Source organism: Paenarthrobacter ilicis (assembly GCF_016907545.1).
Taxonomy (GTDB): domain Bacteria; phylum Actinomycetota; class Actinomycetes; order Actinomycetales; family Micrococcaceae; genus Arthrobacter; species Arthrobacter ilicis.
This window is the reverse complement of sequence record NZ_JAFBCD010000001.1, coordinates 181,249-207,693: the sequence shown is the minus strand read 5'-3', so window position 1 is coordinate 207,693 and position 26,445 is coordinate 181,249. Positions and strand designations below refer to the sequence as shown.

Below are 26,445 nucleotides of genomic sequence, written 5' to 3'. Positions count from 1 at the left end.
GCTCCTATCGGATGGGGTTGTGGACGGTGACCAGCTTGGTGCCGTCAGGGAAGGTGGCTTCAATCTGGACGTCGTGGATCATCTCCGGCACGCCCTCCATGACGTCTCCGCGGCCGAGCAGCGTGGTGCCGTAGCTCATGAGCTCGGCCACTGACCTTCCGTCCCGCGCACCCTCGATCAGCTCGTAACTGATGATGGCCACGGCCTCGGGATAGTTGAGCGCCAGTCCCCGGGCCTGGCGGCGGCGGGCAAGGTCCGCCGCCACAACGATCATGAGTTTCTCCTGCTCACGGGGCAAAAGATGCATCGGGTCTCCTGGTTCTTGGCACGTCCACGTACGGCTGTGACCAGCGTAAGGAGCGGACGTTACAGCGACGTTTCCAAATCGTCTCGGCGAGGGGTCGGATTGGCCAAATTGACCTCAACATATGTTGAGGTCCTAGAGTCGGATATCAGTGCGCGCGCAAAGGCAAACGCTCTTCCTGCCTACCCCACCAGAGGTGTTTGAATGACCCAGCCCCACCCACTGCCGGACACCACGGACGTCAGCGGCCTGTTCAAGAGTGCGTTCCGTTCCCATCCGGCGGGCGTTGCCATTGTCACGGCATCCGGGCCGGAAGGTGCCGTTGGGCTGACGGCGTCCTCCGTTGCCTCCGTGGCCGTGGATCCGGCAACGCTCGCTTTCTCCGTGACCGGCGGGCGCTCGGCCTCCGTAGTGGCCGCGGCTCGGACAATCGTGGTGCACCTCGCGGGGGCGGACCACGTGGATCTGGTGCGCACCTTCGCCGACCCCGCAGCACCCCGCTTCACCGAGGACATGGAGTGGGAGCTTCTGGCGACGGGCGAGCCACTGCTGAGGGGAGTCCCCTGGGCCCTGCGGTGTGAAATCATCCACCGGGCACCGTTGGGCGGCTCCGTGCTGTTGGCGGCTAAAGTGCTGGATATCCGGTCCTGGCCGTCGGATTCCGCGCCCTTGGTGTATCACGACAGGGCGTTCCACACCGGGTTCAGGACCGTCCCCGCAGTGGCGTGATCCGGCCTTAGCTGTTGCGCCCGCGCGCCGCCACGGCCCACGTGTCAATGACTGTTCCGTCCAGCACCACGCTGACCTCGTCCACCAGGTTCATGGTGAGGCACACGTGGTTGGGGATCACCCTGAGCCGGGTCCCAAGCGCCGGGAGTTCCGCAGAGTCCGGCCACACCACCGTGGCATGGTGTTCTGACAACGCAGTGACCCTGGCCTCCGGATATTCAGGCAACCGGGCGTAACCGCTGGCCCAGTCCGGCCTGTCGCTGCCCAGGACCTTGCTTCCGGCATCCACCACCACGCGCCGCACATTACCGGCGCCCGAGTCATGCCGGCTGACCACCGTGGCGGCCACCGTGAGCGCGATGTCATCCCAGGAGCACCGCTCCAGTTCCAATTGTTGGGCGTCCCCAAACACATACACGCCCGGGCGCAGCTCCGTGGCCGCCGTTTCCGCGTTCAGGAGTGCCGTGGGAGTGGACCCTCCACTGATGGTGCGCACGGAGAACCCGGCTTCGGCGAGCGCGTCCGCGGCCCCGCCCAGGGCTTCGTTTTCGTTGCTTGCTGCTCCCGTTGGCATGCCCGGCTTGTAGCTGTGCCCTGGGAAGGTGAAGACGCCTGCCACGTCCAGTCCCACCGCAGCCGCGGCCCGGGCAACCTCCACTGCCTCCCCCGGCAATACGCCACTGCGGTGATGGCCGCTGTCCACCTCGATCAGCACCTCAATCACTCCGGCGTCCTGCCCCAGTTGGCGTCCCACCGCCGTCGCGCCCTCAACAGAGTCCACGCCGATTGCCAGGCGGCAGGACGCCGCGAGTTTCTTGAGCCTTCCTGCGTGGTGCGCGTCCACCCACAAGGGGTAGGCGATGAAGATGTCCTTCACACCGTCCGCGGCGAAGACCTCGGCCTCCCCGATGGTGGCTACAGTGATTCCCACGGCTCCAGCCGCGAGCTGCTTGCGCGCGATTTCCAGGGTTTTGTGGGTCTTGACGTGTGGGCGGAGACTCAGTCCGCGCTTGGCCATACTGTCCGCCATTCGGCCGATGTTGCGGTCCAGGATGCGGGCATCAATCATCACGGCAGGGGTCACCACGCCAGCAGGAATCACGTTCATTCCTCAAACACTAATGCCCCGGCCGCCGCCGATGCCCGCCCTGACCGGCGGTACCTCCGGACGTATTGATGGCCAGGATTCGGCCCAATCGGAGCCCAAACCATATAAGATTTCCATTACAAGGGGTTCTAGCAAGTAGCCATATTCACAGCGCCCGCCTCATCATGGCCGCTGGGCGTCTCCACGGGAAGCCGCACATCATGGGATTCGGGAAGCACGAACCCGAGCAGCGCCACCTACTTGGGGCTGCGCTCAGCACTGCCGGGATAAGCCGGGAACGGCTCTGGTTCTATTACTTGGGACTGGGTGGCTCCGTGGGCGAGTACGAGGTTGAAGGCTACCTGACCGGCATGCTCTCCCTGCCTTCCCTGCAGCGCGACCTCCTGGCCATGGCCGCCAACGAGATGATCGACGATCCCAACGGTCCGCACGCACCCTACTCCGAAGACTTCGCATCGTTCGACGCACCACCCTGGGATGCTGACTCCCCCATCGAGGGAACAGCGTTCCTTTAGCCCGACACACCCCGCTCATCCCCCCGCAACGAGCACGCAACAAACATGCGGAATGCTGGAAGCACATTCAACGCTGCAGCCGAGGGGAGCGGACATGAGCATCGCCAACAGGGACCTTTTTCAAGCCCTGAAAACACAAGCCAGCCTGGCCCAGGCGTTCGGAACCATGCCGGGCGCCACCGAAGACCACCACGCACTGACGCCGGGCGACTATGTGGAGGCCTGGCACAACGGGCGGCTCTACCATCGTGGCTCGGTAGTGAAAACCGTGGCAGGCACAGACTTGTTCTGGCTCCAGGACGACACGGGGAGCCGCCGCCTGCTGGACATGGAGTCAATGGAAATCCTGACCGTTGACCAGCCGGCTCCTGCTGTGGAGGCACCCGCCGGGGCACCCACGGCGGAATCGCTTGCCGTGGACGCGACCGTCACGCCCATCTCCGTCATTCCCATTTTCCGGGACGGCACCCAGGCCATCGCCTGAATGGTCGCCCCCTGAACGACAACAGGCCGGAGACGCAATGTCTCCGGCCTGCGGAAGGGGTGGGCCCTGTGGGGATCGAACCCACGACCCACGGATTAAAAGTCCGATGCTCTACCAACTGAGCTAAAGGCCCCTCCAGCTGTAAAAACAGCCATGAACACTGTACCCCAACGTCGGGGGTGCCGGAGAACACATGGCGAGTGGCGCCGTCGTCACCCACTTTGAACCGCGGACGACGACGGCGGGTGCCTGGGGCGGCGTGTCGCACCCAATGCGGCGCCAAAGTAGGTGGTGGCGGCACCGGGTGCCGCCTGGCCAGGGTCCTCACTCGACCCCACCATGGCACAGGAGTACGGTGAACTCATGAGCGAACAGCCAGGACCACGCGCTTACGGCGGAGCAAACAGGCACCACAAGCCCAAGCCTTTCGCGCCCATGGATTTTGAACCATTTGCCGGAGGGGCGGACCCCGCCCGCGTTTCAGAGGCCGCCCATTTGGCTGCTCAGGCCTTGGTCCGGCGCGGCCGCGACAACGACGACCCCACCGTGACCCGGCGCCTGGTGAAGCTGGCCGACGAACAAGGCCTCGACGCAATCGCGGAGATGTGGGCGGAGAGCCCTGCCCGGTCGCTTCCCGGGGCACTGTGGCGCCTCTACGCCCTCAGGGCCGCCACCCTCCAGAACCCGGAGAAGATTTCGGTCTACTTCAGGGCCGGCCGGGACACAGCGCAGGTCTCCAACGTGGTTGCCGGCGCGGCCGAGCCGCCGGGCGCGGAAGAAATGAAGAACATGGCAGACGCGATTCTGTCGGGGGCCTTCGACGGCGAGTTCGACGTGGCGCTGGAACGCTCCGCCGCGTTCTGCCGCGTGGTGGCGCTCGGCCAGGCAACCTTGGCCGACGGCGCCGAGCACAGCAACGAGGGCCACGCCAGCAAGCTGACCCGCAACTCCCACCAACTGGTAAAGACGGCCGAGGATCTTGAACATGCGGCCAATGCCTGGCGGCTGGGCGAGCTCGATTAGGGCCCGAAACCTATCCACTGCAGACCCGGACTGTCAATGTTGACTTAGACCGCCCAACGGTGAAAACTAAAACTGGTGTCGAACCGCGAAACCCCCGGGCTTCAACATATAGCCGCTTCGAGCGGCCTACCGCCGAGAGGCGTATCCGGTTCGGCACCATTTTAATGCCCAAAAATTGATGCCCACATGCGGGCGCCCTTAAACAACGCTGCCCGGGCCCGCACAAAGGCAGACCCGGGCAACGAGCAGTGAAAACTACTTCACGGTGACGGTGGTTTCCGCCGTTTCCTTCTTGTCGTGATCCAGCTTTCCGTCTGCAGCGGCAGGCGTCATGGTCACCTTGACCTCGGTTTCCTTGCCGGCCGTGTAGGCAAAGTTCTCAGCGATGTTGAACGACTCGCCCGCCTTCAGCACGAACGGCGCGTCTTCCTTCAGCTTGATGCCGGAGCTGCTCAGGCCGTACTTCTTGAAGCCGTCGCTGCTGGAGTCCGACGGCATGCCGCCAAGGTACTTCCAGTCCGTGTACTTGGCCGTGGGCGTGATCAGCGAGTGGCTGAGGGGTATGTCCGCCGACGACGTGTTGGTGACCACGTAGTTCACGTAGACAATCGGAGCGCCCTTCTTCAGCAGGTTCTCCTTGGTGTCCTTGTCCACGAACATGCTGTCCTTGGAAGCCACGTCGGTGGCCACCTGGTAGATGTCCACGCTGAAGCTGTCGCCCTTGATGTTGCCCAGCTTGTCACCCTTGTCCGTGATGGGGAGCGCCCAGGACGCTGCCTTGTAGGAGGAGGACGAAGCGGGGCCCTCGGAGGACGACGCAGATGCCGATGTGGACGAAGTTGCGGACGGCGAGGCCGCCGAAGAGGAGGACGACGACGGCTCCGAGCCGCCCGTCGTCGAGCTTGCCGTGGTAGCGCCGCAGGCGGTCAGAGCCAGCAATCCGGCTGCTGCAAGGCTGGTGATCTTCACTGCATTATTGATGCGCACAGTTCCCCCATTGATTGGATTAAGTCTTTGACTTGCCAAGTCTTGCACAATCCCGCTAGGGGCTTCCATGGGGACTGCTCCCCCGGGGCTGGTTGCGCTGACCAGCCACTCATGTGGTAGCGGTAAAGTTGAAGACTAACCGGGCTGCGTCAAGTCAAGCTGTCCGCCGCCCATCCGTTCCCAGCCCGGAAGCCATATGAAGCTGCGCCTTTTCCCCCAGGAACCCGCCGGTCTAGTGCTGCTCGCCCAGATGGCCGGCGTGATCGTGGCGGCCACCGGAACCTTGTCCGAGATCCTGGGCGCCCCGGCCAGCGAACATCAACGCCTCGCCGAGGAACTGCACGAGCATGAGTCCAAATCCCTGGACCTGCATTTCGCGCTCCTGACGCACATGCGCACCAGCTTTGTGAACCCCCTCCCGCGCGAAGATATGTACACGCTCTCGCGGCACCTCAACGAGGCCATGGAGAAACTGGACGCCGCAGGCGACCTCGTTGCCCTGTACAAAATGGACCGGCTCCCCAAGCGGGCGGCCGACCAACTGGAAATCATCAGCCGCCAGGCAGAGCTCACGGTGGACGCCATGCGGAAACTGGAGGACCTGGACGAGCTGGAGGACTACTGGATCGAAATCCTGGGGCTGGCCAAGCGCGCCGAGCGGACCCATCGCATCTGGGTCGCCGAGATGCTCAAGGACATGAAATCAGCGCAGTACGCACGCAACCGGGACATCGCCAACCAGCTGGTGGAAGTCACCAAGGACATGCGGAAGGTCGCAACGCAGGTAGGCAGCATCATCGTCAAGGAATCATGACGTGACCATCGCCTTCCTTGTCCTGGTGGTTGGCCTGGCCTCCGGGTTTGCGTTCCTGAACGGGTTCCGGGATGTCTCCAACGCCGTCGCTTTGTCCACGCGCACACGGGCGCTCACGCCGTCCATCGCCGTGCTGCTGGCCGCGCTCTTCAACTTTGTGGGCGCCATGCTCAGCGGCGGCTTTGTGCTGGCGTTCACGCAATCGTGGATCACCCTGCCCAACGGCACCAGTGGGCTGACCATGCTGGCGTCCGCGCTGGCCGCTGCCATCCTCTGGGGTGTGTACGCGTGGTGGCGTGGTGTTCCGTTGTCCTCCACCAACTCCCTGGTGGGCGGCCTGATAGGTGCGGGCACGGCAAGCATCGTGGTGGGCGGAAATTCCATTGGAGGCGTGGACGGCGTGGTGCTCACGCAGGTGGTCCTGCCGTTGGTGCTGTCACCGCTGCTCGCCTTTGCCGCCGCGTACCTGCTGGTGTGGCCTGTCACCTGGGCAGCCCGTTATACGCAGCCGAACGTGGTGAACAGGCGGTTCCGCCGCGCACAGGCGGTGTCCACTGCGGCCGTTGCCTTCGGGCACGGCCTCCAGGACGGCCAACGCACGGCGGCTGTGATTGTGCTGGCCATGGTGGCGGCGGGCCTGTCAGGCGGGGACGACCTCCCCCTCTGGGTCCTTGTCCTCACGGCAACCATGCTCACGGCGGGAACCATGCTGGGTGGGTGGAGAATCTCGCACACCCTGGGCCACAAACTCATCCGGGTGGATCCGCTGCGCGGGTTCGTGGCGCAGACCCTTACGTCCGTGATGCTGTTTGTTGGCGCAATCGGCTTCCAACTGCCGCTGTCCACCACGCACACCCTGACGGCCTCGGTGCTGGGCGCCGGAATCAACCAGCGCTTCCACACCGTCAACCGCCGGTTGGTGCGGAGGATCCTCCTGCTGTGGGTCGCCACGCCCGTGGTGACCGCCGTCGTCGCCTTCATTCTCGAGTTGGCGTTCTCCCCCCTCGCGAAGCTTCCCAACTAGGTCGGGTACAAAAAACGACGGCGGCCGTACCCCCAAGGCAACGGCCGCCGTCGTTATGTGCCGGCTCCCCCCATAGAAACCGGAACCCTTACCGTCCGCTTATCCGAAGCGGCCGGAGACGTAGTCTTCCGTGGCCTTCTGGCCCGGGTTGTTGAAGATGCTGGTGGTGTCCGCGAATTCGATGAGCTTGCCGGGCTTCCCGGTGCCTGCGATGTTGAAGAACGCGGTCTTGTCCGAAACGCGCGCGGCCTGCTGCATGTTGTGGGTAACAATCACCACGGTGTACTGGTCCTTGAGCTCGTTGATGAGGTCCTCGACGGCCAGGGTGGAGATGGGGTCCAGTGCGGAGCACGGCTCATCCATGAGGATCACCTGGGGCTCCACGGCGATGGCACGGGCAATGCAGAGGCGCTGCTGCTGGCCGCCGGACAGGCCGGAACCGGGCTTGTCCAGGCGGTCCTTGACCTCGTTCCACAGGTTGGCGCCCACCAGGGACTTTTCCACCAGGGCATCGGCTGCGCCCTTGGAGATCTTCTTGTTGTTCAGCTTCACGCCGGCCAGCACGTTGTCGCGGATGGACATGGTGGGGAACGGGTTGGGGCGCTGGAAGACCATGCCCACCTGCGTACGGACGGTCACGGGGTCAACGCCCGGTCCGTAAAGGTTGTCCCCGTCCAGCAGGACCTCCCCCTCGACGCGTGCGCCGGGCAGGACCTCGTGCATGCGGTTCAGCGTGCGGAGGAAGGTGGACTTGCCACAGCCCGAGGGGCCGATGAAGGCCGTGACGGACTTTGCCTCGATGTTGATGTTGACGTCTTCAACGGCCAGGAAGTTGCCGTAGTAGACATTGAGGTCCTTGACGTCGATGCGCTTAGACATGGTGTTCCTTTGTTCCTTGGGGGTTCTGGAAGTTTGGGTGGTGGCCCTGAGGGGCCAAGCCCGGCTAGCGTCCTGTTTTGGGTGCGAAGATGCGGGCGATCAAGCGGGCTCCGAGGTTCAGGAGCATCACCAGAATGATCAGCACCAGCGCAGCGCCCCAGGCCCTCTGGTCAGAGGGCTCTGGGTTGGACGGCGAGGTCGGGTTGAGGATCTGGGTGTAGATGAACGTGGGCAGGGAGGCCATCCAGCCGCCGAACACGTTGTTGTTGATGGTGGTGGCGAAGCCGGCCGTCACCAGGATCGGCGCGGTTTCTCCGATCACTCGGGCGATCGCCAGGGTGACGCCGGAAGCGATGCCGGAGATCGCCGTCGGAATGACCACTTTGGTAATGGTGCGCCATTTGCGGACGCCCAGGGCGTAGGAGGCTTCGCGGAGTTCGTTCGGGACGATCTTCAGCATTTCCTCACTGGAGCGGACCACCACCGGGATCATCAGAACTGAAAGCGCGACGGCGGCCACCGCACCGGTCTTGGTGCCGGGCCCCACGATGGCGAAGAAGAACGCTGCCGCGAAGAGGCCGGCCACGATCGACGGGATACCGGTCATGACGTCCACAAAGAACGTGATGGCGCGGGCCAGTGGACGGTCGTTGCCGTATTCCACCAGGTAGATGGAGGTCAGCAGGCCCACGGGGACGGAGATGACCGTTGCCAGGAGGGTGATCTGGATGGTGCCCAGCAGTGCGTGGTAGATGCCGCCCAGCACTGGAGCGCCGTCTTCCACCGCCTTGTTGTCGAATGCGCCGGTGACGCCGTTCATGGAGGTGCCCAGGAAGCCGGGTGTGATGAGCCCGGGGATGCCGTTGACCAGCACGGTCCAGATCACGGAGATCAAGGGCAGCAGGGCGATCAGGAAGGCGCCAACCACCAGGCAGGTGGCCAGACGGTCCTTGGCCTTGCGCGAGCCCTCAACAACGCCGCTCCAGGACACCAGGCCCACGGCGAAGAGGACGGCGGACACGATGCCCCAGCCGAAGGCGTTGAAGCCGATCACTGCCAGGATGGCCGCGCCGATAACCAGCGCCACTGCCAGGACAATGTAGGGAGCGGCCTTGGGGAGTTGGCCCTTGGTGAGCGCGGAGCGCTTGCGGACTACTGTGGCGGTCATTTAGTTGGCTCCCGAGAATTCTTTGTGCCGGCTGATGATCCAGCGGGCGATCATGTTCACGCCCAGGGTGATGACGAACAGTACAAGGCCCGCGGCGATCAGCGTGTTGACCTTGATGCCGCTGGCTTCAGGGAAGTTCAACGCGATTTCCGCGGCGATGGTCTGGTTGCCGGACTGGATGAGGCTGGCGGTCAGGACGCCCGAGGACAGCACAAGGGCCACCGCCATGGTCTCGCCCAATGCCCGGCCCAGGCCCAGCATGATGGCGCTGATGATGCCCGGGCGGCCGAAGGGCAGCACAGCCATTTTGATCATTTCCCACCGGGTGGCACCCAGGGCCAGCGCTGCTTCTTCGTGCAACTTGGGGGTCTGCAGGAAGATTTCGCGGGACAGGGAGGTGATGATCGGAAGCACCATCACGGAGAGGACAATGCCTGCGGTGAGGATGGTTTTGCCGGTGGCCGAGGCGGGGCCGGCGAAGAGCGGGATCCAGCCGAGGTTGGCGGCCAACCAGTCGTAGGCCGGGGAGATCTCCTTGGCCAGGAAAGCAGCACCCCATGCGCCGTAAACCACCGAAGGGATGGCGGCCAGCAGGTCCACCACGTAGCCCAGGCCGGACGCGAGCCGGCGGGGAGCGTAGTGGGAGATGAAGAGGGCCACGCCGATTGCCACCGGGGTGGCGATGACCAGCGCGATGACTGCCGCGATCAGCGTCCCCACCACGATCGGGGCAATGTAGGCAAAGAAGCCGTTTCCGCCCTGGATGGTGTCAGCGGGAGCAGTGAGGGCAGGGATCGCCTGCACCACAAGGAACAACGCCACACCGAAGAGAACCGCAAGGATGAGGCAGCCCGCGGCCATGGCGGCCCCGGAGAAGACCTTGTCCCCGGCGCGGCCTGCGCCTCCGGAGGTAGTCAGGGAGTTGGTGGTCACTTCACGGTCCTTCAGTCTGGAGTGAACTGGTGTTGCATGGCTAAGTTCCCTGCCCCGGCCGGTGGCGCTGCGGCCACCGGCAAGCGGGACAGGGAACTTCAGTGTTCAGCCGGGTTCAGGGAACCCGCGGGAAACCTTAGGACTTGGCCTTGATGGTTTCGATAGCGGCCTTGGCCTTGTCCTGCAGGGTCTTGGAGAGCGGCGCGGACTTTGCAGCGTCGGCAGCGGTCTTCTGGCCTTCGTCGGAAACAACGTAGGTTTCGAATGCCTTCACCAGGTCGGCAACAGCAGCGGTCTCGTACGTGGTGCAGACGATGTGGTAGGAAACCAGGACCACGGGGTAGGCACCCGATGCGGTGGTCTTGCGGTCCAGCTTGATGGCCACATCGTTGGCAGCGCGGCCGTCAACGGGCTTGCCGGCTTCGACTGCCTTGGCAGCAGCGTCGGCGGAGATCTTCACGAACTCGTCGCCAACCTTGATGGAGGCGGTGCCCAGCTTGCCGGAAACAGCGGAGTCATCAGCGTAAGTGACGGCACCCGGGGTGTCGGTGACGGTCTTGACTACACCGGAGGTTCCCTTGGCGTTCTCGCCCTGCAGGGCTGCGGGCCATACGCCTGCGGCCTTGTCGGTCCACACCTCGGGAGCAGCTGATGCGAGGTAGTCGGTGAAGTTGGAGGTGGTTCCGGAGTCATCGGAGCGGTTCACCGGGGTGACCTTGAGGTCCGGGAGGGTGACGCCGGAGTTCAGTGCTGCAATGGCCGGGTCATTCCAGTTGGTGATCTGGCCGCGGAAGATCTTGGCAACCGTGGTGGCGTCCAGCTTCAGTTCCTTGACATCGGGGATGTTGAAGGCCACGGCGATCGGGGAGATGTACACCGGGATGTTGATGGCGCCATCGGCACCGCACTTGGCCTTGGAGCTGGCCAGTTCGTCATCCTTGAGGTAGGCATCGGAGCCGGCAAACTGTGCCGAGCCGTCGATGATGGCCTTGCGGCCTGCGCCGGAACCGTCCGGGGAGTACTGCACTGTGGCGCCCTGGTTGGCGGCGGAGAAGCCGGCCTTCCATGCGTCCATGGCTGCGCCGGTGGAGGAAGCACCAATGCCGGTCAGGGTGCCGGTGACTTTGGTGCCTGCAGCGGTGGTCTGGGTACCGCCGGTGGTGCCCGTTGCGTTGTCTGAACCGCAAGCGGTGAGCGCGAGTGCGCCTGCTGCGATGACCGCGATTGCCGCGTTGCGGCCGAAGCGAGTTGCCTTCACTTGTGTGTACCCCTTCCAGGGATTTCTTCGATGCGGGCCGAACGGAGATTTCGGCGTGCGCGAGCTATGGACCAATGTGTTCCTTTATTGAAGGTAAGGAGTGCAGGTAACGGGATCTGCGGAGGCAGGTGAACGGAAGGTGAACGACGGCGGACCATTGGGTTATGTGGCGCGCGCCACCTTGAGCGGCCCCCGGGTTGCCGTGGTGGGAACCTGGGGCAAATAGACTGGGACACATGGCCGCCGTGAAGGGATTCTCAGCAAGTAAAAGGTTCCTCCGCGCCAGGGTTCGGACCGGCCTGGTGCGCAGCCGCAACTCGCTGACCCCCGCCATCCAGATGACCGTATGCGCGGTGGGCGCCTACGCCTTTGCGGAGTATGTGCTGGGGCACCAGGGCCCCTTGTTCGCGGCAACGTCATCCCTGATTGCCCTGGGCTTCTCCCGCGATCCGCGCCTGCGCCGCGTGATCGAGGTGGGCCTGGGCTGCACACTGGGCATCGTTGTTGGTGATCTGCTGCTGCACTGGCTGGGCGCCGGGATCTGGCAGGCCGCCGTCGTTCTTCTGTTCTCCATCCTCTTGGCCAGGTTCCTGGACAGCGGAACCATTTTCACCACGCAGCTGGGCCTGCAATCGCTGTTGGTGGTGCTGCTGCCGGCGCCGGCAGGCGGGCCGTTCACCCGCAGCCTTGATGCCGTAGTGGGCGGGGTCTGCGCTCTTTTGGTGACGGTTTTGGTGCCCAAGGATCCACGCAGGGAACCCCGGAAGGACGTCCAGCAGATCCTTAATGAGCTCGCTGAGGTGCTGCGGGAATGCTCCAAAGCCATGATCGAGAGTGATTCCACCATGGCTTGGCACGCCCTGATCCGCGGCCGCAACTGCCAGCCGCTGGTGGACAGGATGCGGCAAACCCTTCGCGCGTCCGGGGAGGTAGCCACGTTGGCTCCCGCCCACCGCAGGCACAGGGACGAGCTCGCGGGCCTGGAACATTCGCTGGAGTACATAGACCTGGCCCTGCGTAACAGCCGCGTTTTCGCGCGGCGCCTGACCAGCGCCATCAACCACGCCGCTTTGTCCGACGAAGCGATCGACAGCATCTCCGAGGTCCTGCAGGAAACGGCCGCGGCCATTGATGAGATGACCATCGGCCTGGCTGAGCAGAGCGAGGGGACCCGGCGGGTTCACCTGCGCCGCGCGCGCAACGATCTCTCCGACATCGCCGCACGTCTCCACCCCAAGATGCTGGACGTCCAAAGGTTGGAAGGAGAGACGGTGGTGATGCTGTTCCGGCCGCTCATGGTGGACCTGCTGGAGGCCAGTGGAATGGAACCGGACGAGGCCCGCGCGGTGCTGCCGGCCCTGTAGGGTCCACACCCTGGTTGCTAATACTGTCAGTCCCCGCCACTACGCTTGGACACATGGCTTCCAAGACCTCCCGAGCAACCAAAACTCCCGCCTACAAGTGCTCAGAATGTGGCTGGACCACCATCAAGTGGGTGGGTCGTTGCGGTGAGTGCCAAGCTTGGGGAACCGTTGAGGAGAACGGCGCCACGGTTGCGCGCACGACGGCGGCCGCCACCGTTTTGGAGCCGGCCCGCCGGATCGCTGAGGTGGATGGCACCACGGCCGCATTCCTTCCCACCGGCGTGGATGAGCTGGACCGCGTCCTGGGCGGCGGGCTGGTCCCCGGTGCCGTGATCCTGCTGGCCGGGGAACCCGGCGTCGGAAAGTCCACGCTGCTGCTGGACGTCGCCGCCAAGTTCGCCCGCACCGGACAGGATGTCCTGTACATCACGGGCGAGGAATCCGCGGCGCAAGTGAAGTTGCGTGCGGAGCGGATAGACGCCGTCGCCCATACCCTCTATCTTTCCGCCGAGACGGATCTTGGCCAGGCTTTGGGCCAGGTGGAGAAGCTGGAGCCCAAGCTGCTGGTGGTGGACTCCGTGCAGACCCTCAGCAGTGCGGACGTTGAAGGCAGTGCCGGCGGCGTCTCGCAGGTCCGTGAAGTTGCCGCCTCCATCATTTCCGCGGCCAAACGCCGCAATATGACCACGTTGCTGGTTGGCCACGTCACCAAGGAGGGCACCATTGCCGGGCCGCGGCTTTTGGAACACTTGGTGGATGTTGTGTGCCAGTTCGAAGGCGAGCGCCATTCCAGGTTGCGCCTGCTGCGGGCCGTGAAGAACCGCTATGGGGCCACTGACGACGTCGGATGCTTTGATTTGAACGAGACCGGGATCGAGGGGTTGGCCGATCCCAGCGGGCTGTTCGTTTCCCGGACCCGCGAGCCCGTTTCCGGCACGTGCATCACCGTGACCATGGAAGGCCGCAGGCCGCTGCTGGCGGAGGTCCAATCATTGCTGGCGGAGAGCGCCAACTCGCAGCCTCGGCGTGCCACCAGCGGTTTGGAGAGCTCGCGCGTTGCCATGCTGCTGGCGGTCCTGCAGCAACGGGCCGGATGCATGCTGCACAAGGATGACTCCTACGTGGCTACCGTTGGCGGCGTGAAGCTGACTGAGCCCGCCACTGACCTGGCCGTGGCGTTGGCGGTTGCTTCAGCCAAGTCCCGGAAGGCACTCCCCCAGCGGCTCATTGCTTTCGGCGAGGTGGGATTGGCAGGAGAAGTGCGCCCCGTTCCGGGAATCAACCAGCGGATCCAGGAAGCCCACAGGCTGGGTTTCACCCATGCGATCGTTCCCGCGAGCCCCGCCGGGGCAGGCGTCATCCCGGAAGGATTCTCCGTGAAGGAGGTCGGCCATTTGGCCGAGGCACTGGAGTTGTTGATCGTCTAGGCGGGGTGTCGGGCCCCGAACAGCGCCGGATTCCGCAAGGATTGGCCCATGACCAAACGGAATGTGCTTATCGGGGGACGCTTTTTCTTTGGAATTCTGGCGTTGGTGGCGGTGGGAACACAGCTGGCGGTCCACATTGGACTGGGCTACGACGTCTGGAACTTCTTCAGCTACTTCACCAACCTTTCCAACATCTTTGCCGCGCTGGTCTTATTGATCAGCGGGTACAGGGTTTTGATCCGCAAACGCCCGTCGGAAGCTGACGATGTCACCCGCGGCACGGCCACCATTGCCATGGCTGTGGTGGGGCTGGTCTTTGGCGCCCTGCTGGCCGGTGAGGACCTTGGTTCCCTGGTCCCTTGGGTCAACTTTGTGGTGCATTACCTGATGCCCGTGGTGATGGTAGTGGACTGGCTGGTTCAGCCTCCCCGGACACGGCTCCAGCTCAAGCACCTTTGGTACTGGCTGATCTACCCCGTCGCGTACCTCACCTACAGCCTCATCCGTGGCTCCATCGTCAACTGGTATCCCTACTGGTTCATCAACCCAGACCGCGCGGGAGGCCCGGTTGGAGTTCTGGTGTACGCGGCCGCCATCGCGATTGGCTTCCTCGTGGTCAGCCTCGGGATGATGTGGTTGGGGAACCGGATGAAGCGGCAGGTGGATTACTAGCCGTTTTGCGTTACTTGCGGCCATCACGGAATGACCCACTTTAGGGCTTGCTGGTGCGGTTAACGGTGCCTGTAAGCCCTATGATTGTGCTTGTCGTCTTTGGGGCATTTTCCAGGACCGCCGGCGGCGCTGATTTTGGCTTGTCTGTGAGCGATGGCTTGCACCTTCGAAGGGAAACCCTATGGCCCGGAGCCCGGAAGAGTCGCTCAAGGCGACCCTGGCCAGAGTCGCACCCGGAACTCCGCTGCGTGATGGCCTCGAGCGCATTCTGCGCGGACGCACCGGGGCGCTGATCGTACTGGGATACGACCGCACCATCGACTCCATTTGTTCCGGCGGCTTCGATATCGGCATTGACTTCTCCCCCACCCGCTTGAGGGAGCTTGCCAAAATGGATGGCGCCATCATCTGTGACAAGGACGCCAGCAACATTGTCCGTGCAGCCGTCCAATTGGTACCGGATTCCAGCATTGAAACCCAGGAGTCGGGTACCAGGCACCGCACTGCTGAACGCGTGGCCATCCAAACCGGCGTTCCGGTGATCTCGGTCAGCCAATCCATGCAGATCATTGCTTTGTACGTCAACGGACTCCGGCACGTCCTGGAGGGCTCGGAGAAGGTCCTTGCCCGCGCCAACCAGGCACTCGCCACGCTTGAACGCTACAGCGCCAGGCTGGACCAGGTCACCAGCTCCCTATCCGCCCTTGAGATCGAAGCCCTGGTGACCGTCAGGGACGTCGCCGTCACCCTGCAGCGGCAGGAAATGGTCCGCCGTATCTCGGAGGAAATTGCACAGTACGTCCTGGAACTGGGTGAGGACGGGCGCCTGCTGTCCCTCCAGGTGGAGGAACTGACGGTAGGCCGCGGCCCGGGGAGCGAAGTCATCATCCGGGATTATTCGGATCCCAGCACCACGCCGGAAGAGATCGAAGAAGCAGTCCAGGCTCTCCTCAACCTTGGCCCCACGGAGTTGATCGACCTCAGCCGCATTGCCCACATCATTGGTTTTGCCGGCGGCGTTGAACAACTGGATGCCGTGGTGCAGCCCCGTGGCTACAGGCTCCTGTCGGGGCTGAAGTCCGTACCGAAGGCTGTTGCTGACCGTCTGGTGGATTACTTCGGCGGACTCCAGAACCTGATGGCAGCCACCATTGACGATCTCATGACCGTGGACGGCATTGGTGACCAGCGCGCACGGACGGTCCGCGAGGGGTTGAGCCGGATGGCGGAAGCCAGCTTGTTGGACCGTTTCCTCTAAGTATTACGGCTTGATGGCAGCCGAACGTCATGGAATATCAAGAGTGGCCATTGCTTACCCACAAGAAAGCCTCAAGAATTTTCTTTACCCAAAAATAGGCACTCATCCAGTGTTAGCGTGCAGAAACCACCTGAAACATTTGTTTCGACAGGAGACTCACGCATGGAGGCATCCGCAAAGGCCACACCTCCCGGCACACGGACGGCAGTAATCATTGAAGACGAAGCCGATATTCGCGCTGCGTTGGAAGGCATCCTGACCTCCGCAGGCTTCACCGTCCACGCCTTTGAAAGGGGCATGGAAGGAGTGGAGGGCGTGCGCGCCCAACAACCGGACATTGTGACCCTGGACTTAAGCCTGGGCGATATTGACGGCTTTGAAGTAGCCCGCCAAGTCAGGCAGTTCAGCGACGCCTATATTGTGATTCTTTCGGCGCGGACCCAGGAACTCGATACTCTTCTGGGTCTTGAAGCGGGCGCTGACGACTATGTCACCAAACCATTCCGGCCGCGTGAACTCAGGTACCGGGTGGAAGCTTTGCTGCGCCGGCCCAGGACCCGCAGCACACCGAATGCCACAGAATCGGCCCCGCCCGGGATACCCGCACGGCGTTCCGCTCCCGAGGCAGCGGACGAGAGCACGTCCCCGGCGGCTGCTCCGGATGCACCCACCGGCTTGGAGCACAACGGCCTGCACCTGAATGCGGAAACCAGGACGGTTGAATTGTCAGGCACCGAGCTCCGGCTGACCCGATCCGAATTCGACCTGCTGTTTGCTTTGATGAAAAACGGGAGGACCGTGCTCACCAAGGACGAGCTGTCCAGGAGCCTGCACTCCGATCAAGCTCCCGACGGATATTGGAGCAACGCTGACGGGCGGGCCATCCACGTCCACATCACCAACCTCCGGCGGAAACTCGGAGACGCAGCCGCCAACCCACGATGGGTTGAAACTGTCCGCGGCGTAGGCTACCGCTTGGCCGGCCGCTCCCACTGATTTCAGGCCTCACCCTGGGCACTGGTTACAACACCGCGATCCAGCCCTGCCACATGACTGCGGAGCGCCTGCGGCCTGAACGGCTTGGGCAGGAATCCGCTGGCGCCCGCCCGCAACGCGAGTTCCACCGCGGCAGGGTCGTGGTTGGCGCTGACCACCAGGATGGGTGCGTCACTGTATTCACGGATGGCCGCGATGACATCCAACCCGGTCATCCCAGGGAGGCCCAGGTCGGTGGTGATCACTGCCGGTTTTACGGCCTGGACTGCCCGGATTCCTGCAGGTCCCGTTTGTGCCGTCCGGACCACGTACCCCATGGATTCCATGATGATGGTGATCAGCAGCGCAATATCTGCATCGTCCTCGATCACCACCGCGCGGTGGCCAATCGCAGCGGATCCGCCCACGGCCGGGCTGCTCATGACACTGCCGCCGTAGCCGGAGCTGGAGCCGCTGCCGGAGCTGTCGCCGGCGCCGGCGTTGTCACCGCGGCAGGCGGGGCTGCGTATTGCAGCGTCAGCGTATCCATCACCGTTTGGCGCGTGAAGACGCCGCTGCCCGGAGCGGTTTCCGTGAGCAGGTCAAAGGTGAAGATGATGCGGGTGCTTGCCGGGGACCCCTCCCCCGGGACGACGATGCTGGAGGAGTACGAGTGCGGCGCGTCCACGGCGAAATCGCCGGTGTCGTTGGCCAGGGTGGTGTCCGTGGCATCAATGCGTGCGTTGAAGCGCGTAATTTTGATGGCGTTCTTCTCGGTCGAGCCGGCCACGCTGGCACTGAGCCTGATGATCGGTGAGCTCGCGGCCGTCCACGTGGCAGGGTTCTCGGTGGTCCAGTAGTCAATGACCAGCTGGTTTCCGGCGGCGCCGAGCTTGTGGGAGGCAGCGCCCTTGATCATTTCACCGGAAATGATCGGAACCACGGGCGCCACTGGTGCAGCCGGAGTGGTTGCTTCGGCCTGCGGGGTGGGAGTCACGGCAGCGGCTTGCTCCACGGACGGGGCGCCGGTGGGTCCCGGCAGCCCGGGCAAGGAGCAGCCGGACAAGGTCAAAGCGGTTGCCAGGGTCAGCAGCAGGGCCCCTTTGGTGGCTGCGGAGGTGCGGCCGGTGTGCTGGTTTGCCGGGCCTTTGGCCGCACGATGCTTGGGCTGGTGTGATGGTTTCACGTGGGTGGTCCTTCGATTTAAGGCGTCTGGAATACAGGGCGACTCAGGCGTGGAAGCCGCGGTGGCCGCGGAGGGTCTTGCGGAGCATGAACACCGTTTGGACCATGGTGGTGATGTACAGGACCGGCCAGCCAACGGAGAGGATGGCGGATTGAACGTTCACGGGCATGTTCCACCAGGCGAAGATGACACCCGCTGCGATGACCGCCAGGACGATCGCGGGCATGAGGTGCGCAGAGCCTGCACCACGCTCTGCGCGGGCTTGGGCCGCCCAGTTGTCAGTCTCATTCCGGGCAAAGAACTTGGTCCAAGCCCTCACAAAGTGCCCCATCCGGAGCCATAGGTACGCTTCGGCCGGAAACGCCAGGAGAGCGAACGCAATGTCCTTGCCGGTCTTCCCTTTGATGGACAGTGCAATGCGAAGGTTCAGGATGATCGCCACTACCGGAGGAATAAGCCACACGGGGTAGAACACGTAGGCGTGGATGCTCAACGATGCCGCCAGGAGCATCAGGAAGGTAACGCGGGTGAGGATGTTGAACACCATGGAGATGTTCTCGCTCCACCTGAGCCGAAGGTTGGGGTGGAACGGCTGGCCGGGAGTGTTGCTTCGCTGGCCGGGCCACATGAGGTCGATCGCACCGTAGTTCCACTTCACCTGCTGGCCATCCAAGGACCGCAACGTGGTCATGCCGCCCACGGAGGCTCGGGCGCGGGCTGAAATCTTGGTGGCGTAGCCTAGGTTCTTGATCTGGAGGGACAGCAGGGAGTCCTCCACTTCCGAGTCCTTGACCCAGGGTGTTGCCTGCCGGTTGTCCACCATGACGTTCTTCAGGGCATCCATGGACAGCAGTGAGCACTGGCCGCCCAGGACCGCCATGTTCCGGCCCCGGAGCAGGTTGTCCATGTTGAACGCCGCGAACTGGGCACGCTGGCCGGCCGTCAGGAACTTGGAGGTGATGCCCTTCTTTTCCATCTCGGCCACCGTGTAGATGGCTGAAATGCCACCGATGCGGGGATCGCTCAGGATTTCCTTTTCCAGGTGTTCCACGGCGTATTGGTCCACCACGGTGTCACCGTCCACGCCCAGGAAGTAGTCGAAGTTCTCGCTGACCTGCGCGAAACCGTAGTTCAGTGCGCCAACCTTCTTGTCCTTGTTTACTCCAATGTCGTGGACAAAAACCTCTGTCAGCTGGGTCAGGTCCCGGTATGTCCGCTCGTGCGGGCCGGCGAAGTCCCGTGCAATGAAGAACGTCTCGTCGTCGGAGTTGTTGATGACCACGTGGATCACGTCCGGGAGGCGGGTCTGGTTCAAAAGGGAGGTGAGGACCTCCGCGATCGTATCTTCCTCGTTGTAAGCAGGGATCACGCAGGCGATGGTGGCCCGGGTGCTGCTTTGCTCTTCGGCTGCTGTGCGCAGGACGGACAAATACGGGGTTTCGTGTTGGGAGTCCGAAACGACTGTCATGGTTGGCTCTTCCGCTGAATGCTGTGGCTGTTGATGACAGTCTTGGGAGCCAAGCTCAAGGTTGCGGGTGGTGTGCCCTTAAGGACGCGACAGGAGTTTACTAAGCGCCCTTAATGTTGCGCTAAGAACATCTAGTTGAGCTGAAAAGTTGCCTTGGAACTGGCTTTGTTTCCCAGCCTCGCCTCGAAGGAATAGTAGGCGCCGCCACCACCGGGCTTGACGTTGATGACGCCGCAGCCTTCCAGGGTGCGGTTGCGCTGCCACGGGAAGTTGGCGGTCTCGCTCTTGCCCGGCTGGATGGTTTTGACCAGGTCCACGCCGCCAGTCTGGCAGTCCTTGGAGGAGAAGATACGGTCTGCGCCGCTCATCACCAGGTACTCCATCTGGGAGGTGCCCACATTGACCTCGCACGGCGCAGCGCCGCCGTTGGTGATGGTCATGGTCAGCAGTGGCATTTCCTCGGGGCCGTAGGCTGCCTTGTCAGTCTTCGCCGCGACGGTCATGAGGTTGAAGTCGCACACAGGCGTGGCCGAGGCCGAAGGCGTTGGCGTACCCGACGGCACGGTCCCCGGCGTTGGCGCCTGGGTGGCACCTTGCGGTGCAACGGCCTCCGGTTCGGATTGGCCGGCGAACGTCGCCGTCAGTGCCAGCAAACCCGCCACCACCAACAAAACCACCAGCAGGAGCCCACCAAAAACAACTTGACGACGACGCCGGTACACTGCGGGGCTGGGACGCTTGCGGTTGTTTGGGGTGCCTGCCTTGGACGAACCACGGGCAGCACCCTTCGCCGCCGCTGTTGAGCGCGCGGAGGACTGCTGCTTACCGTTGGTGGCCATGGCTCTAGGCTAGGCTCGCAGCGGCCGGGGCGCCTAACCTCCACGCCGCGAAGCCCCAATAACGGACCATGTGACGTGGGACAAGTGAATGCCTCCTGGCGTAAATCCCTTAGAGTTGAGGCAGTATGACACTTCCCCACGCCCAGCAACTGGCCGGGCTCCACGCTGCCCTGGACCAATGGTTTTCCGCCGTGGCAAGGGACCTGCCCTGGCGCGCGCCGGAGTGCAGCCCTTGGGGCATCCTGGTCAGCGAAGTCATGCTCCAGCAAACACCCGTGGTGCGGGTCCTTCCCGTGTGGCGGGACTGGATGGAACGCTGGCCCACCCCGGACCATCTGGCAGCGGAGCCCTCGGGGGCAGCCGTCCGGCACTGGGGCCGGCTCGGGTATCCACGGCGGGCGCTGCGACTGCACGCTGCTGCCGCGGCCATCCGCGAAGAGCATGGCGGCTCGGTGCCGGATACCTACGATTCCCTTCTGGGCCTGCCGGGCGTTGGAAGCTACACCGCTGCAGCGGTGGCGGCCTTCGCTTTCGGCCGTCGGGAAACCGTGGTGGACACCAACATCCGGCGCGTCCACGCCCGGCTCATTTCAGGCCAGGCGCTGCCCGCACCCGCGCTGACGGCGGCCGAAATGAAGCTTGCCGCTGCACTCCTCCCCGCCGAGCGGGAGCTGTCGGTCCGGTGGAACGCGTCGGTCATGGAGCTCGGCGCCATCGTCTGCACGGCCCGCAATCCCAAGTGTGCCGACTGTCCCGTCCGTGCGAGCTGCGCCTGGCTCGCGGCCGGTGAGCCGCCGCCGTCGTACACCCCCAAGGGCCAGTCCTGGCACGGCACTGACCGCCAGGTCCGCGGCGCCGTGATGGCCGTGCTGCGCGAGGCCGACTCGCCGGTGCCCCGCGAGATGTTCGAGCAAGCGCCGGCCGATTTGGGCTACGCACCCTCCGGCGTCGGCATCCCCCTGGCCGCACTGCACCGGCTCAACTCCGCTCCGGAACAACTGGAGCGGGCGCTGGACGGGCTGCTGACGGACGGCTTGGCGGAGTTGCACGACGGCGGGTTGCGGCTTCCCGCGTAGCGGCCGGTCAGGGGGCCGATTCGCGCCGGTAGCTGCTCGGAGTGAAACCCAAAAATTTGCGGAAATCGTTGGTCAGGTGCGCGTGATCGGCATAGCCGAGTTCGACGGCGATCGCGGCAAGGTCCGCTGTTGGATCGGATCGGGCACGCTGGGCAGCATCCTGCAACCTGCGGCGCCTGATGAGGGCCGACGGGCTCAACCCCACGTACTTCTTCGCAATGCGCTGGAGGGTCCGGGGCGATACTGACAGAGCAGCCGCCACGTCCTCAATGGCCATCAAGCTGCGGTCCTCCGCAATGACATCCACCATCCGGTTGGCCAGCCCGGCCTCGCTGGACAGGCCCGCGTCCACGGTCGCCAGCCACTCCGCAAAGGCGTCCACTGCCCGCCCAAGGCGGGAACCGTCGTCGTTCCCCTCCATCGCGGCGGCCACTGCAAGCCGCAGCGCTTCCAGCGGCAGGGTTTTTTCCGTGTCCAGCAGCGCAGTGGGGCCGTCGGTGAACAACGGGACGGCAGCAGGCCTCAGCAAGGCACCCACGGCCCAGCCCTTGCCGCTCAGATCGCGGAAACCGGCACGTGTGCTGGCACCGGCAAACACCACAGTGCCGCCTTCAACCACCAGGTTGGATGCGGGGTAGGCGATCACGTGCTGCCGCGACGATCGGCCGGGCTGGATGTCCCATTGCGGAATCCAAAACCATTGAACCAAGTGGCTTACGGCGTCCGGCGCGGGAATCCGGGTGAAGGAGGGCAGCCGGGCGGGATAGAGGATGCCTTTGAACGACTCCTCCATGAGCGCCTCCCTGGGAATGGTGCCGAGGGAAACTTGTCGCAAATCTCCAAGCCACCACCGGCCACCGGCACGTAGCGTGATGTCCATGACCGATACTACAAGCACCGAATCCACCACTGCGGCCCACGGCGAGCACACCGTCCACGGCATCCCCAAAGGCCTCACCAGCCTCACGCCGTTCCTGTCCGTGCCACGGGCAAAGGACGCGATCGCCTTCTACCGGGACGTTTTTGGGGCCCGGGTGGTCGGAGAAACTGAGATGGGTGGCGTGGTGGTCCACGCCGAACTGGACTTTGGCAACGGCCACCTTCAACTGGGCGAACCCAACCCCGAATACCACCTGGTTCCGGCGCCTGCAGGGGAGGACGACTGCTACTCCATGGGCTTCTACTGCGAGGACGCCGACGGGCTGGTCCAACGCGCCCAGGACGCCGGAGCAACCATCCGCGAGCCCCTCAGCACGTTCGTATCCGGAGACCGGTACGCAAGCATCCGCGATCCCTTTGGGGTCCGCTGGTCCATCATGACCCGGGTGGAAGACCTCTCGGAAGAAGAGAGCAACAAGCGCGTTGAGGCGTGGGCTGCGGAGGCGCAGGCACAGGCCGACTGAGCCCCGTCGCTTCCCGAGGTACGGGGCGAACTAGCTCAGGCAGAGGCAGAACGGGTGCCCTGCGGGGTCCAGGAACACCCGGAAGGTCTCACCTGGCTGGTGGTCGGCCTTTGTGGCGCCGATGGCGACCACCGCTTCCTCGCCCTTGTCCAGGTCCTCCACCACAACGTCAAAGTGCATTTGCTGCGGGAGCGTCTGGCCCGGCCAGACCGGTGCCTGGTACACGTCAACTTGCTGGAAGGAGATGCAATTGCTGCCGTCCTCCGGGCGCACGTCGTACCAGTCGCCGTTCTCGTTGGATACGCGCCAGCCGAGCAATTCCGCGTAAAAGGCGGCGAGCGCTGCTGCGTCGGGGCAATCGATGACAACGCTGGGGTACTTGGCAATAGCCATGTTCAGACCTCGTTTGCTGTTTTCTTCATGCGGGCCAGGGCACTCTTGGCACCCCGTTGGGTGAGGATGTGGACTACTGCGCCGACTGCGGCGGATACCACGGCAAAAACCAGAACACCGGGCAAAGAGTCGTTCAGGTCAGTCCCGTCTTTGGGTGCGGGCTTCCCCGTCCTCTTTTCCCAGAGTCCCTCAAGGGTCTTGTTGGCCAGCGCACCTGCGCCGAGGCTCACGGCCAGGCCCAGCAGTTTTACCAGTATGTTCACGGACGTCCTCCATAAGATCTTGCGCCGGGACGGCGCCTCGCAAAGCAAGACAGGGCCGCTGCAAGATGCAGCGGCCCTGTCCATGTTCCTAGTCCTTCTTGAACGCGTCCTTCAGCTTTTCGCCTGCGCCCTTGAGGTCAGCCTTGGCCTGGTCACCCTTGCCTTCGGCTTCGAGTCCCTTGTCGTCAGTCAGCTTGCCGGCAGCTTCTTTTGCCTTGCCACCAAGCTTCTCGCCGGCATTTTCCATCTTGTCGTCAGCACCCATGTTCGCGCCTCTTTCATCGTAGGAACTTGTACCTCTACAAGATCACTAATCAGGGTACTTAGCAATATCTGGAGCAAAACAGGGTGAAGTCAGAGCTCGCCGAAACCTTCCTCAACGAGTTTCCTTACGTAGCCCACAGCCTTGTCAGCGTCCTTGCCGCGTGCTTCGACGTGCAGCCTTGATCCCTGACCCGCCGCGAGCGCCATCAGCGCCATCATGGACATGCCATCCACCCCGTTGACGGTTACTTCGACGTCCATTCCGGACAGGCCGCCGGCTATTTTCGCTGCCGGGCGGGCGTGCAGTCCCAAAGGGTTGATCAGTTCGAAAGTTCCGCTGGCATCCGGCTCAGCGGTTCCGGTGCCTGCAGGTTCCGGCTCACCTGGCACCGCCGCACCCGCGCGGAAGGTGACGGCTTCCGCCGCCCCGCGCACATCCTCGACGCCGGCACCCCCCTGGGCAGCGACAGCAGCGGCCACCAATCCCTCCACCAACGGCGCATCGGCCAGCAGCACGGCTTCAGGATCGCTGGCGAATTCCATGGCAGATTCAGCCGTCATCACGGCCGATCCCAGGTCCGTGAGGACCACAACCCCGTCGCCACCGGAATCAACGAGTGACTGCTCGACGGCGGCAAGCACCTTCTCCAGGCTGGTACCGATCCGGTCGTCGTCCGTTCCCCCGGCGGCGACAAGTTCGACGTCGGGCGCCATCTGGGCGGCGAGTTCCACGGCACCTTCAGCAATCTTGCTGCTGTGCGACACCACCACAATCCCTACTGTCATGCGGCCCCGGCTCCCGGGTCCGCGCCGGCAGCGGTTGCGGCTGCCCGAAGAAGCAGTGCTGTTGAGGCGGCTCCAGGGTCGCGGTGCCCTGCGCTGCGCTCCCCCAGGTAACTTGCCCGGCCCTTCCGCGCCACCAGCGCGTCCGTGGATTCGGCTCCAGCCTGGGCAGCTTTGGCGGCGGCGTCCAGAACCTCCCCTGGGTCTTTGCCGTCGGCGGCCGCTTTCTGTGCGGCCTCAACGGCTGGGGTCCAGGCATCGATCATGGTTTTATCGCCAGGCTCAGCCTTCCCGCGGGCCACCACACCGTCCCGGGCTGCCCCGAGGGCCGCCGCGAGGGCTCCGGCGTCCACGTCCGTGACGTCTCCCAGCGAGGTGGACGCGCGCAGGTATGCCGTCCCGTAAAGGGGTCCGGCCGCGCCACCCACCTTCGACATCAAGGTCATGGCCGCCACTTTGAGAGCCGCACCGGGCGTCTCCGGCGGTGATTCCTCGAGCTTTGCGACAACCGCTTGGAAGCCCCGGTCCATGTTTTCGCCGTGATCGGAGTCGCCGATTGCGCGGTCCAGCTCTATCAATTCCATGCGGTGGCTGTTCATGGCGTCGGCGGAGAGCTTCAGCCATTCAACGGCCCATCGGACGTCCAAGCCCATGCTCAGGCTCCCCACCGCAGTGCCGCGGTGTGCACGGGAGCATCCCACAGCCTGGTCATCTCGTCGTCCAAGCGAAGCACGGACACTGAACAGCCCTGCATCTCCAGGGACGTCACGTAGTTGCCAACCAGTGATCGCTCCACCGCGACCCCCCGCTCGGCCAGGACCTGCGCGGCGCGGCGATAGACGATGTAGAGCTCGCTTTGCGGGGTCCCGCCCATACCGTTGACGAACAGGAGGACCTTGTCACCCGAGGCCACGGCAAGATCGTCCAGGACGGGCTCCAGCAAGCGGTCCGTAATGGCATCGGCGCCCTCCATGGGAATCTTGTGCCGCCCGGGTTCACCGTGGATGCCGATCCCGATTTCGATCTCGTCATCGGCCAACTCAAAACTCGGCGTCCCGGCGTGCGGCACAGTGCAGCCGGACAAAGCAACGCCCATGGTCCGCACGTTGGCCACAACGCGCTCGGCGATAGCGGTGACGGTGTCCAGGTCGTCGCCGCGCTGGGCCGAGGCTCCGGCGATCTTCTCAACCATCACCGTGCCACCAACACCGCGACGTCCCGCGGTATACAGCGAGTCCTCCACTGCCACGTCATCATTGACCAGCACCGAACGCACCCGGACACCCTCGGCCTGGGCCATTTCGGCGGCCGTCTCGAAGTTCAGGACGTCACCGGTGTAGTTCTTCACAATGTGTACGACGCCGGCGCCTGAGTCCACGGCGACTGTCGCCGGGATGATCTGGTCCGGCGTTGGCGAGGTGAAGACGGCGCCCGGCACCGCGGCGTCGAGCATTCCCAGTCCAACGAAACCGGCGTGCAACGGCTCATGGCCGCTGCCGCCACCGGAAACGAGGGCGACTTTGCCCGCCACCGGTGCGGCCTTCCTGACGACGAACTTGGGGTCGGGGTGGACGTCCACAATGTCGGCATGGGCCATGCCGAATCCTTCAACGGACTCGTCCACTACGGCGCGTGGATCATTGATGAGCTTTTTCATGGGATGCTCCTGGCGTGCTGTGGCTGGTGCTCTGACCCTACTACCGGCGGCCCGGGCCACGGTAGACCTTCGGCCGGGAGTTAACGGGGAAGAGGTTCCTCTCCGCTGGCTTGGCAGTCCGGCCAAAAAGCAGAGAAAAGGTCCCGGGCGTCTGGCCTTTCGTAGGGCCACGGGCCTTCCTGTGGGGGCGC

Annotated in this window: 31 protein-coding genes and 1 tRNA gene; 13 read left to right on the top strand and 19 right to left on the bottom strand. The window is 64.0% G+C overall.

Annotated features, from left to right (window positions below; genetic code table 11):
- Positions 1–4 precede the first annotated feature (4 nt).
- Positions 5–307, bottom strand: coding sequence for an urease subunit gamma (locus JOE60_RS01000; RefSeq protein WP_167269212.1), 303 nt, complete (start codon positions 305–307; stop codon positions 5–7).
- 201 nt (positions 308–508) lie between these two features.
- Between JOE60_RS01000 and JOE60_RS00995 the strand changes: the two genes are divergently transcribed.
- On the top strand, positions 509–1,033 hold the full coding sequence (locus tag JOE60_RS00995) for a flavin reductase family protein (RefSeq protein WP_167269214.1): 525 nt from the start codon (positions 509–511) through the stop codon (positions 1,031–1,033).
- Positions 1,034–1,040: 7 nt separating this feature from the next.
- Here the strand turns inward: JOE60_RS00995 and JOE60_RS00990 are convergent, their stop codons facing one another.
- Positions 1,041–2,141, bottom strand: coding sequence for a D-TA family PLP-dependent enzyme (locus tag JOE60_RS00990; protein WP_167269216.1), 1,101 nt, complete (start codon positions 2,139–2,141; stop codon positions 1,041–1,043).
- A gap of 200 nt (positions 2,142–2,341) precedes the next feature.
- Here JOE60_RS00990 and JOE60_RS00985 point away from each other — a divergent pair, with 200 nt between their 5' ends.
- Together JOE60_RS00985 and JOE60_RS00980 are read left to right on the top strand one after the other, a co-directional pair.
- Positions 2,342–2,656 carry a hypothetical protein gene (locus JOE60_RS00985; RefSeq protein ID WP_167269218.1) on the top strand — a complete coding sequence of 105 codons (315 nt, stop codon included), beginning with the start codon at positions 2,342–2,344 and terminating at the stop codon, positions 2,654–2,656.
- Positions 2,657–2,750: 94 nt separating this feature from the next.
- The gene (locus JOE60_RS00980) at positions 2,751–3,140 is read left to right on the top strand and encodes a hypothetical protein (protein ID WP_167269220.1); all 390 of its coding nucleotides are present in this window, start codon (positions 2,751–2,753) and stop codon (positions 3,138–3,140) included.
- Between the two features lie 60 nt (positions 3,141–3,200).
- Here JOE60_RS00980 and JOE60_RS00975 read toward each other — a convergent pair.
- A tRNA-Lys gene (locus JOE60_RS00975) sits at positions 3,201–3,273 on the bottom strand.
- Between the two features lie 230 nt (positions 3,274–3,503).
- Here JOE60_RS00975 and JOE60_RS00970 point away from each other — a divergent pair.
- Positions 3,504–4,163: a hypothetical protein gene (locus JOE60_RS00970; RefSeq protein WP_167269222.1), complete on the top strand. Its 660-nt coding sequence runs from the start codon at positions 3,504–3,506 to the stop codon at positions 4,161–4,163.
- Positions 4,164–4,418: 255 nt separating this feature from the next.
- On the opposite strand, the gene JOE60_RS00965 is transcribed toward JOE60_RS00970, so the two are convergent.
- Positions 4,419–5,150 (bottom strand): hypothetical protein, encoded by a 732-nt coding sequence (locus JOE60_RS00965; RefSeq protein WP_167269224.1) that lies wholly within the window; start codon positions 5,148–5,150, stop codon positions 4,419–4,421.
- A 196-nt stretch (positions 5,151–5,346) separates the two neighbouring features.
- Here JOE60_RS00965 and JOE60_RS00960 point away from each other — a divergent pair, with 196 nt between their 5' ends.
- Positions 5,347–5,964, top strand: a complete 618-nt coding sequence (locus JOE60_RS00960; protein ID WP_167269226.1) for a DUF47 domain-containing protein — start codon at positions 5,347–5,349, stop codon at positions 5,962–5,964.
- 1 nt (position 5,965) lies between these two features.
- On the top strand, positions 5,966–6,988 hold the full coding sequence (locus tag JOE60_RS00955; RefSeq protein WP_167269228.1) for an inorganic phosphate transporter: 1,023 nt from the start codon (positions 5,966–5,968) through the stop codon (positions 6,986–6,988).
- A 99-nt stretch (positions 6,989–7,087) separates the two neighbouring features.
- Here the strand turns inward: JOE60_RS00955 and pstB are convergent, their stop codons facing one another.
- The 4 genes from pstB to pstS form a co-directional block, all read right to left on the bottom strand.
- A complete protein-coding gene (gene pstB / locus JOE60_RS00950) occupies positions 7,088–7,867 on the bottom strand; it encodes a phosphate ABC transporter ATP-binding protein PstB (RefSeq protein WP_167269230.1) in 780 nt (259 codons plus the stop codon).
- 64 nt (positions 7,868–7,931) lie between these two features.
- Positions 7,932–9,035, bottom strand: coding sequence for a phosphate ABC transporter permease PstA (gene pstA, locus JOE60_RS00945; RefSeq protein WP_167269232.1), 1,104 nt, complete (start codon positions 9,033–9,035; stop codon positions 7,932–7,934).
- On the bottom strand, positions 9,036–9,968 hold the full coding sequence (gene pstC, locus JOE60_RS00940) for a phosphate ABC transporter permease subunit PstC (protein ID WP_167269234.1): 933 nt from the start codon (positions 9,966–9,968) through the stop codon (positions 9,036–9,038). It lies immediately after the preceding gene.
- Positions 9,969–10,104: 136 nt separating this feature from the next.
- Positions 10,105–11,226, bottom strand: a complete 1,122-nt coding sequence (gene pstS, locus JOE60_RS00935; protein WP_167269236.1) for a phosphate ABC transporter substrate-binding protein PstS — start codon at positions 11,224–11,226, stop codon at positions 10,105–10,107.
- 236 nt (positions 11,227–11,462) lie between these two features.
- On the opposite strand from pstS, the gene JOE60_RS00930 reads away from it, so the two are divergent.
- The 5 genes from JOE60_RS00930 (at position 11,463) to JOE60_RS00910 (ending at position 16,943) form a co-directional block, all read left to right on the top strand.
- On the top strand, positions 11,463–12,590 hold the full coding sequence (locus tag JOE60_RS00930) for an FUSC family protein (protein ID WP_167269238.1): 1,128 nt from the start codon (positions 11,463–11,465) through the stop codon (positions 12,588–12,590).
- A 53-nt stretch (positions 12,591–12,643) separates the two neighbouring features.
- Positions 12,644–14,017 (top strand): DNA repair protein RadA, encoded by a 1,374-nt coding sequence (radA, locus tag JOE60_RS00925; protein ID WP_167269240.1) that lies wholly within the window; start codon positions 12,644–12,646, stop codon positions 14,015–14,017.
- Positions 14,018–14,065: 48 nt separating this feature from the next.
- A complete protein-coding gene (locus JOE60_RS00920; protein WP_167269242.1) occupies positions 14,066–14,689 on the top strand; it encodes a Pr6Pr family membrane protein in 624 nt (207 codons plus the stop codon).
- A gap of 181 nt (positions 14,690–14,870) precedes the next feature.
- Positions 14,871–15,947 (top strand): DNA integrity scanning diadenylate cyclase DisA, encoded by a 1,077-nt coding sequence (gene disA, locus JOE60_RS00915; RefSeq protein ID WP_167269244.1) that lies wholly within the window; start codon positions 14,871–14,873, stop codon positions 15,945–15,947.
- Between the two features lie 162 nt (positions 15,948–16,109).
- Positions 16,110–16,943: a response regulator transcription factor gene (locus JOE60_RS00910; protein WP_167269246.1), complete on the top strand. Its 834-nt coding sequence runs from the start codon at positions 16,110–16,112 to the stop codon at positions 16,941–16,943.
- A 2-nt stretch (positions 16,944–16,945) separates the two neighbouring features.
- Here the strand turns inward: JOE60_RS00910 and JOE60_RS00905 are convergent, their stop codons facing one another.
- The 4 genes from JOE60_RS00905 to JOE60_RS00890 form a co-directional block, all read right to left on the bottom strand.
- Positions 16,946–17,365 (bottom strand): response regulator transcription factor, encoded by a 420-nt coding sequence (locus JOE60_RS00905; protein ID WP_167269248.1) that lies wholly within the window; start codon positions 17,363–17,365, stop codon positions 16,946–16,948.
- Entirely contained in the window at positions 17,362–18,108 is a 747-nt protein-coding gene (locus JOE60_RS00900; RefSeq protein WP_167269250.1) for a hypothetical protein, read from the bottom strand. Before JOE60_RS00900 ends, JOE60_RS00905 begins: the two co-directional genes overlap by 4 nt.
- 43 nt (positions 18,109–18,151) lie before the next feature.
- The gene (locus tag JOE60_RS00895) at positions 18,152–19,576 is read right to left on the bottom strand and encodes a glycosyltransferase family 2 protein (protein WP_167269252.1); all 1,425 of its coding nucleotides are present in this window, start codon (positions 19,574–19,576) and stop codon (positions 18,152–18,154) included.
- Positions 19,577–19,707: 131 nt separating this feature from the next.
- Positions 19,708–20,415, bottom strand: a complete 708-nt coding sequence (locus JOE60_RS00890; protein ID WP_167269254.1) for a hypothetical protein — start codon at positions 20,413–20,415, stop codon at positions 19,708–19,710.
- Between the two features lie 125 nt (positions 20,416–20,540).
- Here JOE60_RS00890 and JOE60_RS00885 point away from each other — a divergent pair, with 125 nt between their 5' ends.
- The gene (locus tag JOE60_RS00885) at positions 20,541–21,491 is read left to right on the top strand and encodes an HhH-GPD family protein (RefSeq protein ID WP_167269256.1); all 951 of its coding nucleotides are present in this window, start codon (positions 20,541–20,543) and stop codon (positions 21,489–21,491) included.
- 7 nt (positions 21,492–21,498) lie between these two features.
- Here the strand turns inward: JOE60_RS00885 and JOE60_RS00880 are convergent, their stop codons facing one another.
- Positions 21,499–22,284, bottom strand: coding sequence for an AraC family transcriptional regulator (locus JOE60_RS00880; RefSeq protein WP_167269258.1), 786 nt, complete (start codon positions 22,282–22,284; stop codon positions 21,499–21,501).
- Positions 22,285–22,369: 85 nt separating this feature from the next.
- Here JOE60_RS00880 and JOE60_RS00875 point away from each other — a divergent pair, with 85 nt between their 5' ends.
- Entirely contained in the window at positions 22,370–22,894 is a 525-nt protein-coding gene (locus JOE60_RS00875) for a VOC family protein (RefSeq protein WP_167269267.1), read from the top strand.
- 30 nt (positions 22,895–22,924) lie between these two features.
- Here the strand turns inward: JOE60_RS00875 and JOE60_RS00870 are convergent, their stop codons facing one another.
- The 6 genes from JOE60_RS00870 to dhaK all read right to left on the bottom strand — a co-directional run bounded on the left by JOE60_RS00870 (position 22,925) and on the right by dhaK (position 26,254).
- Positions 22,925–23,287, bottom strand: coding sequence for a VOC family protein (locus JOE60_RS00870; protein WP_167269269.1), 363 nt, complete (start codon positions 23,285–23,287; stop codon positions 22,925–22,927).
- 2 nt (positions 23,288–23,289) lie between these two features.
- Complete coding sequence (locus JOE60_RS00865; RefSeq protein WP_167269271.1) at positions 23,290–23,550, bottom strand: DUF4235 domain-containing protein; 261 nt, start codon at positions 23,548–23,550, stop codon at positions 23,290–23,292.
- Between the two features lie 88 nt (positions 23,551–23,638).
- Positions 23,639–23,815, bottom strand: a complete 177-nt coding sequence (locus JOE60_RS00860; RefSeq protein WP_167269273.1) for a CsbD family protein — start codon at positions 23,813–23,815, stop codon at positions 23,639–23,641.
- An 89-nt stretch (positions 23,816–23,904) separates the two neighbouring features.
- Complete coding sequence (dhaM, locus tag JOE60_RS00855) at positions 23,905–24,600, bottom strand: dihydroxyacetone kinase phosphoryl donor subunit DhaM (protein ID WP_167269275.1); 696 nt, start codon at positions 24,598–24,600, stop codon at positions 23,905–23,907.
- Positions 24,597–25,250 (bottom strand): dihydroxyacetone kinase subunit DhaL, encoded by a 654-nt coding sequence (gene dhaL, locus JOE60_RS00850; RefSeq protein ID WP_167269277.1) that lies wholly within the window; start codon positions 25,248–25,250, stop codon positions 24,597–24,599. Before dhaL ends, dhaM begins: the two co-directional genes overlap by 4 nt.
- A gap of 2 nt (positions 25,251–25,252) precedes the next feature.
- Positions 25,253–26,254, bottom strand: coding sequence for a dihydroxyacetone kinase subunit DhaK (gene dhaK, locus JOE60_RS00845; RefSeq protein WP_167269279.1), 1,002 nt, complete (start codon positions 26,252–26,254; stop codon positions 25,253–25,255).
- Between the last annotated feature and the right edge of the window lie 191 nt (positions 26,255–26,445).